Origin of the sequence: Acinetobacter guillouiae CIP 63.46 (assembly GCF_000368145.1) — a bacterium.
GTDB classification, from domain to species: Bacteria; Pseudomonadota; Gammaproteobacteria; order Pseudomonadales; family Moraxellaceae; genus Acinetobacter; species Acinetobacter guillouiae.
In genome coordinates, this window is sequence record NZ_KB849285.1 from 318,626 (window position 1) to 329,273 (window position 10,648).

Below are 10,648 nucleotides of genomic sequence, written 5' to 3' on the forward strand. Positions count from 1 at the left end.
CGCTCTAAGCTCCCTTTTTAAAGGCGAGGAAGTCCCCCCACTTTCGTAAACAAGGATTAGAAAGACTTTAAACTCGCTGGGATTTTGACTGGCATATCTAAAAGCTGCTGAGCAAAAGCTTTGCCTTGTGGATCAATACGTAAACTGGCAATTCCTCCACCACCTAAGGCATTTTCCAGCATAAAATTTAAGGCATTAAATCCCGTGATTTCATAACGAATCACTTTAGACTTTTCAGGGTCTAAAACATGCTGCATATATTCTTTGACCTTTTCCTCAGTCAAATTGGCGCGAATCCAGGGTAGATATTCAGGCTGACGTGCGATCACTCCAATATTGCTGTGATTTCCTTTATCGCCACTCCGAGCATGGGCAATTTCAACTAAAGGAACTTCAATCTCCTGACCCGTAAATTGAGCAACTTCACCCACTGCAACAACATCAAAAGATTGATCTGAGCAACCTGATGGAATCTGTATATTTTGACGCTGACCATTGATGTCGATCACAACACTTAGTTTTGATTTATCCACTAAAAACGAGAACAACTTAATCACAGGGGAAGCTTTGGGACGCCCCCCAACAATTCCAGCCAATGCAGGTGCCATTCCAGTAGATGCTTGGGCAATTTCAGAAGCAAAAAACATACATGCTTCTTTAAACATGTGCTTTACAGCGATTTTGACAACCACTTCTCGACTATTGATTGGCTGTGCATTTGCACCATAGGTACTTTCAATACCCAATATTTCAACTGATTTTTCTAAGAATGGCGGAACTGAACGTAATGCTAAAACACGCTCACACTTAGTTAATATTGCATCTGCAATTACTTGGGCTTTTTCAGGGGCTTCGCGTCCTGCAATCAGGAAACTCACCAAGACACGATAACCATCAGGATAGGTTGCACTGACTTTATATTGTTGTGTCGGTGCTCTACCTTTTGCGCCAATCACTAAAACTCGATCTTCACCCACCTGTTCTAATTTCACTTGGCTAAAATCTGCAGTAACATCGGGCAATAAATACGCTTGTGGATTACCAATTTCATAGACAACTTGTTCAGCAACAGTTGCAACCGAAACCAGTCCACCGGTTCCTTTTGGTTTAGTCACGATAAATGATGCATCTGCTTTCACTTCAACAATTGGAAACCCCATATTGTCAAAGCCTTGTACTAAGCGCCAATCCGTGAAATTGCCACCTGTACATTGTGCACCACACTCAATGATATGCCCTGCTAAAGAACCTTGGGACAGCTTGTCATAATCCTCTAAGGACCATTGATATTCATGCAACAAAGGTGCAAGCACCACAGCTGAATCCACCACTCGCCCAGTGATGACAATATCTGCACCTTGATCAAGTGCGTCTCGAATTGGAACAGCTCCTAGATATGCGTTACAACTGGCTAATTGGCTAGGCAAATCTTCGCCACTAAACATCTCTTTAATATTTTGTGTTTTTAATTCGGCTTGTTGTGGCATTAGGTCATCCCCTAATACCACTGCAATTTTTAAATCCAATCCTTGTGCTTCAAGCACTTTCTGTAAGGCATCACGACATGCCAATGGATTGACACCACCGGCGTTGCTAATCACTTTTATTTTTTTATCACTGATTTTTTTAAGCAGCGGTGTCATCACCCGACTGACAAAATCCAAAGCATAACCATGTTCTGGATTGGTCATCATCGCTTTTGCCATGATAGACATGGTGATTTCTGAAAGGTAATCAAAAACCAAATAATTGATGTCAGACAAATGTACCAACTGAAATGCTGCGGTATTGGTGTCTCCCCAGAAACCTGAAGCACATCCAATTTTCACAATACGTTGATCTTCCATTTTCACACCTATCTTGTTTTCATTGTTCTGAATAAAATTTATACGCCAATCTACCAAGCAAGCGCTTGGTTTGTAAAGGGCAAAATGTTATCCTGAATTGGCAAATGTGCTAAAACACGTTTTAAACAATGAATAATTTGCTTAACTTTATGGAAAAAATGATCCGATGATTGCTCACTCAATCGATGATATCCAACCAATCGCATGTTTTGATGACAGCCCTAAAGGTCGTTTATTACTTGGTGCTGCTTATTTATTTCATAAGCAAGGTTATGCCAAAACTACAGTTCGTGAGTTAGCAAATTTCATTGGAATTCAATCGGGTAGCTTGTTTCATCATTTTAAAAGCAAGGATGATATTCTTGCCAATATCATGCATGAAACCATTATTTACAATCATGCCCGTATGCTTGATGCAATCCAAAAATCGGATGATGCTGAACAACAGTTAAAACACTTGATCAAAGCTGAGTTAATTTCGATTACTGGAGATACCGGTTCAGCCATGGCTGTTTTAGTTTATGAATGGTTTGCGTTGTCAAAACAACGGCAAGATGAACTTCTTAAACTGCGAAATGATTATGAGGATATCTGGTTGGATGTGATTGAGAAATTACGCGACCTCGGCAAAATTCAGCATGATGCTTTTATTTGGCGCCGTTTGTTGGGCGGTGCGATTGCTTGGACCGTCACTTGGTATAATCCCAATGGTAAAATGAGCTTAGATGAACTGACTGAAATCGTTTTGGAAATGGCGATTCATAAGTAATACAAACGTAATATAAGAATTTGAGGTGAACAGATGATTCAACTTACTTAATAAGTAGATAATTCTTTCAAAAATTAACGTTCAAACCCAATTTTCTAATTTTAATCCATCAATTCGTTCAAATTCTTTCATATTATTTGTCACCAAAACAGTATCTAATGCTAGCGCATGTGCTGCGATTAACATATCTAAGCTACCAATCATTTGTCCTTTAGACTGTAATGATTGTCTTAATTTTGCATAATGCCAAATTGCACTTTCATCATAGGGAAGAACATCTAAAGGAGCTAAAAATTTATCCAAAGCATTTTTATTTCGCAGAGACCCTGACTTTTCTACCCCAAAAGCCAACTCCGAAGCACTAATACTTGAAATTGACAGCTGGCCTAATTGATATTGTTTAAATTTTTCAAATACATGTGCTGGTTTGTTGTTAATAATATAAATACAGATATTGGTATCAAGTAAGTAAATCACAATAATTCTTCTCGACTTTGAATGCCTTGATCTTCCCGCTCAAACAAAAAACCATCTTCAAACTCAAACACAGCTTCTTGCATAATTTCCCAAGGATTATTTAAAGGTAATAGCAAAACACCATTACCAAAGTGTTTAACCACAACTTCTTTACCCTCAAAACGAAATGCTTTAGGTAAACGAATAGCTTGGCTACGTCCTGATTGAAAAATCTTTGCTACTTCCATAAGGACTCCTTAAATTGATAATAACCATTGGTATATATCATACCATGGTTATTTTTTCAGCAAAAACCAACATTGTAAGTTTTTATCACTTAAAAATTTGTCATTAAAACCCCAACTGCTTACTAATCAAATCTTTCATGATTTCTTCAGCACCACCACCGATCATATTTACTTTGACCTCACGATAAATACGCTCAGATTTAGTCCCTCGCATAAAGCCCATGCCACCCAAGGTTTGCACTGCTGCATCTGCACAGAACTGCATGGTTTGGGTTGCGATATTTTTTGACATACAAATTTGTGCAATTAAATCACTGCCCTGTAATTCAGCCTGCCCCATACGATAAGCAGTATCTTCCAATAATGCTCGTGTTGCGGTTAAACGCGTCGCCATATCAACCAACTTATGTCGTACCACTTGATGATCAACTAAGCGTTTTCCAAAAGTCTTCCGCGCTTTAGACCACTCTAAAGCCTCTTGATAACAGACCACAGCATAACCATAGGCCATAGAGGCCAACCAAAAGCGTTCCATATTGAAGTTTTTCATAATGACCTTAAAGCCTGCATTTTCTTCACCAAGAAGATTTTCTACAGGAACTTTCACTTGGTCAAAATGCAAATGAGCAGTATCTGATGCCCACCAACCCATTTTCTTTAAAGGTGATTTAGTGATGCCATCACTGTGTGCATCGACCAATAACATCGAAATACCACTCGCACCTTTATTTTCAGGATCGGTTCTCACCGCTACCGTATAATAATCTGCGCGCATACCTGAAGTAATAAAGGTTTTTTCACCACTCACCAGATAAAAATCACCTTCGCGGATTGCTTTGGTTTGTAATGCAGCAACATCAGAACCGCCGCTTGGTTCAGTAATCGCAAGTGCAGAAATTTTTTCGCCTGAAATAATTTGTGGCATCACCTTGTCACGAATATGTGGCTGAGCAAAATGATGAATTGGTGGTGTACCAATGGTATGAATCATCAAAGAAATATGTACGCCACCAGAGCCTGCTTTGGCTGTTTCGACTGCGGCTAAGAACACATGAAATGCATCTGCATCTGAGATTCCCCCATGCTCATCATCAAAGCCTAAACCCAATAGACCAATTGCAGCAGCCTTTTGATAAAGCGCACGAGGAAAAGTTTCAGCCTCATCCCATTCATTCACAAAAGGAGAAATCTCTTTTTCAACAAATTTCTTCACACTGTCTGCAAATGCACGATGCTCAGCGGTGTAGTAAATCGGGTTATTTAAATGATCCATATCTTGTTGTTCCCTGTTTATTTTTATTGCGATTTATTGTGTACAGTTCTAGTTTAATCCATTCTCGATATTCTAATAGCCCAATTGACGACTCGCGAGGTCTTTCATAATTTCTTCCGCCCCACCACCAATCATATTGACTTTAACATCACGGTAAATCCGTTCAGACTTAGTGCCTCGCATAAAGCCCATGCCCCCTAAAGTTTGTACAGCTGCATCGGCACAAAATTGCATAGTTTGAGTGGCCACATTTTTAAGCATACAGATTTGCGCAATCAACTCATTGCCCTGCATTTCAGGCTTCCCTAAGCGATAAGCAGTATCCTCCAACAAAGCAAGTGTTGTGGTTAAGCGAGTCGCCATATCGACTAATTTATGCCGAACCACTTGATGATCAACTAAACGTTTACCAAAGGTTTTTCGTTCTTGTGCCCATTCCAATGCTTCTTCATAACAGGCTAATGCAAAACCATAACTACTGGCAGCAAGAAAAAACCGCTCCATATTGAAGTTATTCATAATCACAAGGAAACCCATATTTTCTGCCCCCAACAAATTGCTTGCAGGAACACGAACTTGATTAAAATGGAGATGAGCTGTATCCGAAGCCCACCATCCCATTTTGTCGAGTTTTGATTTGCTTATGCCGTCACTATGGGCATCCATCAATAACATCGAGATACCATTCGGGCCTTTGGCATCAGGATCTGTACGTACTGCAACGGTATAATAATCCGCACGAATGCCCGATGTAATAAAGGTTTTTTCGCCACTGACAATATAGTCTTGACCATCCCGCACAGCTTTGGTTTTAAGTGCTGCCACATCAGACCCACCCGTGGGTTCAGTAATCGCCAACGCTGAAATTTTTTCCCCTGCTAAAATTTGAGTCAGTACAGTTTGTTTAATCTCATCTGAAGCAAAATGATTGATCGGAGGTGCGCCAATCGAGTGTGACAATAAGGAAGCACATAAACCACCTGAACCTGTTTTAGCTAACTCAATCGAAGACAACAACACATGAAAAGCATCGGTTTCTGGAATTCCCCCATAGTTTTCGTCAAAACCTATCCCCAATAAGCCGATATCTGCGGCTTTTTTATAAAGTTCTTTTGGAAAGGTTTCTGCCTCTTCCCATTGATTGATATGTGGCATTAATTCTTTTTGAACAAACTTTCGAATGGAATCTGCAAATGCAAAATGCTGATCTGTATAGTAAATTGGATTATGCTTCATCTTGATTTGCTTCCCAGCATTATTTTGAAAAACTTATACTGACAGATTTTATTTAATTTAAAGTTGCAGAAACGATCAATTTGTATTTAAGAACATGTCATTTTTGATCAAAACTCATATATTAATTTCAGATTCATGATCAAAAATCCGTTACACTGTTAGTAATTTCCTTTTAATTTTTAGCTCTATAAATAATGGCGACATTGAATCAATTTTTATCACGTTTTAACCCTGCAACCATTCAAAGAAGCTTGAGTTATGTCAAAAAAATTGATCTAAAATCCTTAGAGGTCTACCCTGATCGGGATAATTTAGTCATCGAAGCACAAATTCAGGGAACGGATTATTATGAAACGGCTGTTATCTATAATCCTTTAACAAATAAAATTGTGGATACCGACTGTAGTTGCCCTGTTGGTTACGATTGTAAGCATTCGGCTGCACTTGCACGTTATTTTTATGATCAACAACTTTCCAACCCAGCTGCACGTCAAAAACTAAACCCATTAGACCAAGCTCAAACCACAACAAATAGCTCTACCCACACTACGGCAAAAGCTTGGCTCGCTCAATTTAAACAACAATTGGCACAAGTTCAACGTACTGAAATGCCAGTACAGCACCAACTTATTTATATTTTCCAACCAAAAAATAACACCGCTAAATTACAACTCAGTGTTTTTAAAGTTCGTCGTAACAAAGATGGAAAAATTAGAGATACCGCGCTCTACACCAGCTATGACAATGTATTAAATGAACGTCTTAAAGTGAGCAAAGAAGAAAAGAAAATCTTTAGTCATTTGTACTTTTTCGCTAAGCTAAATTTTAGCGATGTTCATTTTTATCCAGCGTCATGGGATATTTCAGGAATCTATCAAGAACATCTAAGAACGGCTATTCAAAGTAGCGCTTGTTACGCACTAGATGTACAAAGATTACCTTTAACATGGTCTGATCAATCTTATAAAATTGAATTCAACTGGCAAACGCGTACAGAACAACAAACAGAGAAACTTAAAGCACAATTTTTTGATGAAAATCATCTAGAAATTTCACCTGACCATGCTGAACAAATTTATATTATTCATTCTCATCCATTAAGTTATCTCGATACTCTTAAAAACCAAGTCGGTGTACTTGAGTCTTTATATTCTAGTGAAATGATCGAAGAATTGCTGAATATGCCACAAATGCCTGTGGAATTAATGGCTGAATTTGAGCAAGTGATTCAACCCTATGCATTTTTTGAAGATTTACCTCAAGCACCATTTGCACAAAGTATAGAAATATTAAAAGGCAAACCCACACCTATTTTACGTTTTGGAACACATCCGCAATATGATCGTCTTGGTCATATGCATCATTATGCAATTGCTGAAATTGAATTTGAATACTCAGCTGGACGAATTAAAGCGGGTTTCCCTGATGAAAGTTTCATTATCAATATTGATGAAAAAGCAGTTCGCCAACAACGCGATTTAGTTGCTGAAAAGAAACATATTGATGAATTAATTCATTCAGTTAAATCCATGCAAAGGATTAGCAAGCTACCAAAAAGCAAACGCCCTGCTTTTGATGACATCAGTGAAAACTCAATTGTTTATGCAGATCCAATGGCTTGGGTTGAGCAATTGGTTCCTGAAAATAAAATCGAAGGCCTCGGCTGGAAAGTTGAACATACCCTAGATAGTCAGTTCAATTTAAGTGCAACACAAAACCTGCAACTCTCATTAAATGAATCTGAAAAAAAACAAGACTGGTTTAATGTCGGTGCGACGATTCAGGATATGAATGGCAACACCTATAACCTGATTGATCTTCTTGGCTATGCAATACAGCATAATCCACATCTTTTAGAAGATGACTATATTGAAAAAATGGACAGTGACAGCTTCTTAATTGTTCATTTAAAAGAAGCTCAAACACAACTGGCACTTAGAAATCAAGAAATTAAGCCCATTCTGATCTATTTAAAAGAAATTTTACGACATCCTGAATCTGCAACATTAGATCAATACGATGCCGCTCAATTCTTAGATTTACAGCATCATTTGGGCATGCCTTGGCGGACCAACGAACGCCTGAAAATATTTGCTGAAAAGCTTCAAAATAGTTATCAAGATCAAATCTGTACACCACAAGGTTTCCAAGGCGAACTACGCCCATATCAACAACAAGGTTTAGCATGGCTACAGTTTTTACGCGAAACTGAACATGGCGGTATCCTTGCCGATGATATGGGACTCGGTAAAACAGCACAAACACTTGCACATATTCTATTAGAAAAGCAGGCAGGCCGATTAAATCAACGCCCTGCCTTGATTATTGCACCAACATCTTTAATGCATAACTGGCGTAAAGAAGCTGAGAAATTCACCCCTGAATTAAAAGTTTTGGTCTTACAAGGGCATGATCGTGTTGAACATTTTCAAGAGATTAAAAATGTAGATATTGTGCTCAGCACCTACCCGCTTTTGGGCCGTGATGAAGAATTTTTACTGCCCTATCAATATCATTTATTGATTTTAGATGAAGCGCAAAACATTAAAAACCCTCGGGCCAAAGCCTCTCAAGTTGTACGACAAATCAAAGCAAAACATCGTCTATGCTTAACTGGCACACCGATGGAAAACCATTTGGGCGAATTATGGTCATTGTTCCATTTCTTGATGCCTGGTTTTTTATATAGTCAGGAATTGTTTAATAAAAAATATCGTAATCCTATCGAGAAACATTCAGATCTTCAGGTTAAAACCAAACTCATTTCTCGTATTAAACCGTTTATGTTGCGTCGTTTAAAAACAGAGGTGGCGAAAGAGCTTCCTGAAAAAACCACGATTGAAGTCAATATTGATATGAATGAACAGCAATCCAAGCTCTACGAAGCTGTTCGTGCAACAATGCAAAAGAATATTCGTGAGTTGATTGCAGCTAAAGGCTTCCATCGTAGTCAGATTCAAATTTTAAGTGCATTACTTAAGCTTCGACAAGTTTGCTGCCATCCAAGCCTTTTACAACTTGATCAAGTCAAGAATCAAAATGTTGAATCAGCAAAATTAGATCATTTATTGGAAATGGTTCAAGATATGGTTGAGGAAGGACGTAAGATTTTAATCTTCTCTCAATTCACCACGATGCTACAACTTATTGAAGAGCATTTAAAAGCCTTAAATATTCGAAATGTAAAACTTACTGGACAAACCAAGAAACGTGATGAAGTGATCACGGCATTCCAAGCAGGCGATATTCCTGTTTTCCTCATCAGTTTAAAAGCAGGCGGTGTCGGGCTTAATCTCACTGCTGCTGATACAGTGATTCATTATGACCCTTGGTGGAATCCAGCCGCTGAAGATCAAGCGTCTGATCGTGCATGGCGTATTGGTCAAGATAAACCTGTATTTGTTTATAAGTTGATTACCAACCAGAGTATTGAAGAAAAGATTTTAGCCTTACAGAAAAATAAAGCTGATCTTGCCAAATCTATTCTAAGTATTGATCATGAAAATGAAGTGAAATTGTCTGAAGATGATGTCATGAGTTTATTGGATTGATAATCACCACCTATAATGTAGATGGGGAATTTTACGCATAGAGCTTAAATCAAAAAAGTGTTTGATAGTGCTTTTTTGATTAGCATTGTTCGTCAGCTTTTTGATGATAAGGTACAAGCTCTTGCCGCTCTTCCAAATCAGCGACTAGTTTTAGATTTTTAACTAATCCAATTTTACTTAATATTATTAATACCCACCAACCAGGATCAGATTGACCTATTTCCAATCCTAGTTTTGCTGAACCAGGGAATGCATGGTGATTATTATGCCAACACTCTCCCATAGTGATTAAGCCACAAAATTTAATGTTATAGCCTTGTACGCCTGCACCGTTAACATGCCACGAACGATGGCCTGAATTATGAGCAAAATATCCAATCAGCCAATGCCCTGTGACGTAAATTGCAACACGCAAACAAGTTCCCCAAATAACCCATTCTACGCCGCCTATCAGATATAAAATAAGTGCCAAAGGCAATTGCTGTAACATCCACGTTTTTTCCATAAAATGATAAAATTGAGTATCGAGAATAGATTCTTCTTTAAATATAGGGGGATGTTTTAAAACGATATCGCAATGTATTTGCCAAAAACCATCTTTTAGAAAAGAGCTTTGATGAGAAAAATATGGATGACACTGAGGTTGGCGCTGTGCCCAATCACGAGTATCATGTGTCCTCACCATACCAAAAGGACCAGCTAATCCGACAATGACACCAAAATGAACAAATAAATATTCCAGCCATTTAGGACATTCATAGCTTTGATGAATCAAGCGACGATGCATTCCTAATGAATGCCCAAGGCATAGTGTAATCGCAGAACTAATTAAAAATACTAGAAAGTTTTCAATGGATGATAAAAATAAAACACCATAAATTCCAAAAAGATACATCATCATTACCCAAATAGACTTTGAAGGTGACCAAATAACTTTTGCTTCAAATGCATTGGTTTCAGAATTTTCATAGATTGTCGGCACAGCTGTTTTCTTATACATAATGTTTCTACTTTTTTATTTTAATGATTTTAACTGAAATCCACTGCCTAAAATATAGCAAAGCTAACCATTGATTTACTTATTTATATTGATTATCTATTTAAAATTTGATGAATGTATCTAAACTTTCTTCCCGATAAGCACCGCACATAAAAAATCACCCCGCTCTCTAGAGATCGGGGTGTTTTAGATTTAAAAGCTGGCGATGACTTACTCTCACATGGGTAACCCCACACTACCATCAGCGCTAAGAGGTTTCACTTCTGAG

General features: G+C 38.1%; 8 protein-coding genes. 2 read left to right on the forward strand and 6 right to left on the reverse strand.

The features are described from left to right. Positions 1 to 56 precede the first annotated feature (56 nt). The gene (locus tag F981_RS18430; RefSeq protein ID WP_004724114.1) at positions 57 to 1,847 is read right to left on the reverse strand and encodes an acyclic terpene utilization AtuA family protein; all 1,791 of its coding nucleotides are present in this window, start codon (positions 1,845 to 1,847) and stop codon (positions 57 to 59) included. 166 nt (positions 1,848 to 2,013) lie between these two features. Here F981_RS18430 and F981_RS18435 point away from each other — a divergent pair, with 166 nt between their 5' ends. Further along, positions 2,014 to 2,616, forward strand: coding sequence for a TetR/AcrR family transcriptional regulator (locus F981_RS18435; protein ID WP_004724116.1), 603 nt, complete (start codon positions 2,014 to 2,016; stop codon positions 2,614 to 2,616). An 81-nt stretch (positions 2,617 to 2,697) separates the two neighbouring features. On the opposite strand, the gene vapC is transcribed toward F981_RS18435, so the two are convergent. From vapC to F981_RS18455, 4 genes are all read right to left on the reverse strand, one after another. Beyond that, on the reverse strand, positions 2,698 to 3,093 hold the full coding sequence (vapC, locus tag F981_RS18440) for a type II toxin-antitoxin system tRNA(fMet)-specific endonuclease VapC (RefSeq protein ID WP_004724118.1): 396 nt from the start codon (positions 3,091 to 3,093) through the stop codon (positions 2,698 to 2,700). Next, complete coding sequence (locus F981_RS18445; protein ID WP_004724120.1) at positions 3,090 to 3,320, reverse strand: antitoxin; 231 nt, start codon at positions 3,318 to 3,320, stop codon at positions 3,090 to 3,092. Before F981_RS18445 ends, vapC begins: the two co-directional genes overlap by 4 nt. 103 nt (positions 3,321 to 3,423) lie before the next feature. After that, on the reverse strand, positions 3,424 to 4,593 hold the full coding sequence (locus tag F981_RS18450) for an acyl-CoA dehydrogenase family protein (RefSeq protein WP_004724122.1): 1,170 nt from the start codon (positions 4,591 to 4,593) through the stop codon (positions 3,424 to 3,426). A gap of 72 nt (positions 4,594 to 4,665) precedes the next feature. After that, positions 4,666 to 5,829 carry an acyl-CoA dehydrogenase family protein gene (locus F981_RS18455; protein ID WP_004724124.1) on the reverse strand — a complete coding sequence of 388 codons (1,164 nt, stop codon included), beginning with the start codon at positions 5,827 to 5,829 and terminating at the stop codon, positions 4,666 to 4,668. Positions 5,830 to 6,023: 194 nt separating this feature from the next. Between F981_RS18455 and F981_RS18460 the strand changes: the two genes are divergently transcribed. Further along, positions 6,024 to 9,380: a DEAD/DEAH box helicase gene (locus F981_RS18460; RefSeq protein ID WP_004724126.1), complete on the forward strand. Its 3,357-nt coding sequence runs from the start codon at positions 6,024 to 6,026 to the stop codon at positions 9,378 to 9,380. Between the two features lie 79 nt (positions 9,381 to 9,459). On the opposite strand, the gene F981_RS18465 is transcribed toward F981_RS18460, so the two are convergent. Then, positions 9,460 to 10,380, reverse strand: a complete 921-nt coding sequence (locus F981_RS18465; RefSeq protein ID WP_004724127.1) for an acyl-CoA desaturase — start codon at positions 10,378 to 10,380, stop codon at positions 9,460 to 9,462. Between the last annotated feature and the right edge of the window lie 268 nt (positions 10,381 to 10,648).

What these genes read in the sequence shown, in the direction of transcription:
- F981_RS18435 (WP_004724116.1), top strand. Translation starts at nt 2,014, where the DNA reads ATGATTGCTCACTCAATCGATGATATCCAACCAATCGCATGTTTTGAT.
- F981_RS18445 (WP_004724120.1), bottom strand. Translation starts at nt 3,320, where the DNA reads ATGGAAGTAGCAAAGATTTTTCAATCAGGACGTAGCCAAGCTATTCGT.
- F981_RS18460 (WP_004724126.1), top strand. Translation starts at nt 6,024, where the DNA reads ATGGCGACATTGAATCAATTTTTATCACGTTTTAACCCTGCAACCATT.
- F981_RS18450 (WP_004724122.1), bottom strand. Translation starts at nt 4,593, where the DNA reads ATGGATCATTTAAATAACCCGATTTACTACACCGCTGAGCATCGTGCA.
- F981_RS18455 (WP_004724124.1), bottom strand. Translation starts at nt 5,829, where the DNA reads ATGAAGCATAATCCAATTTACTATACAGATCAGCATTTTGCATTTGCA.
- F981_RS18465 (WP_004724127.1), bottom strand. Translation starts at nt 10,380, where the DNA reads ATGTATAAGAAAACAGCTGTGCCGACAATCTATGAAAATTCTGAAACC.
- F981_RS18430 (WP_004724114.1), bottom strand. Translation starts at nt 1,847, where the DNA reads ATGGAAGATCAACGTATTGTGAAAATTGGATGTGCTTCAGGTTTCTGG.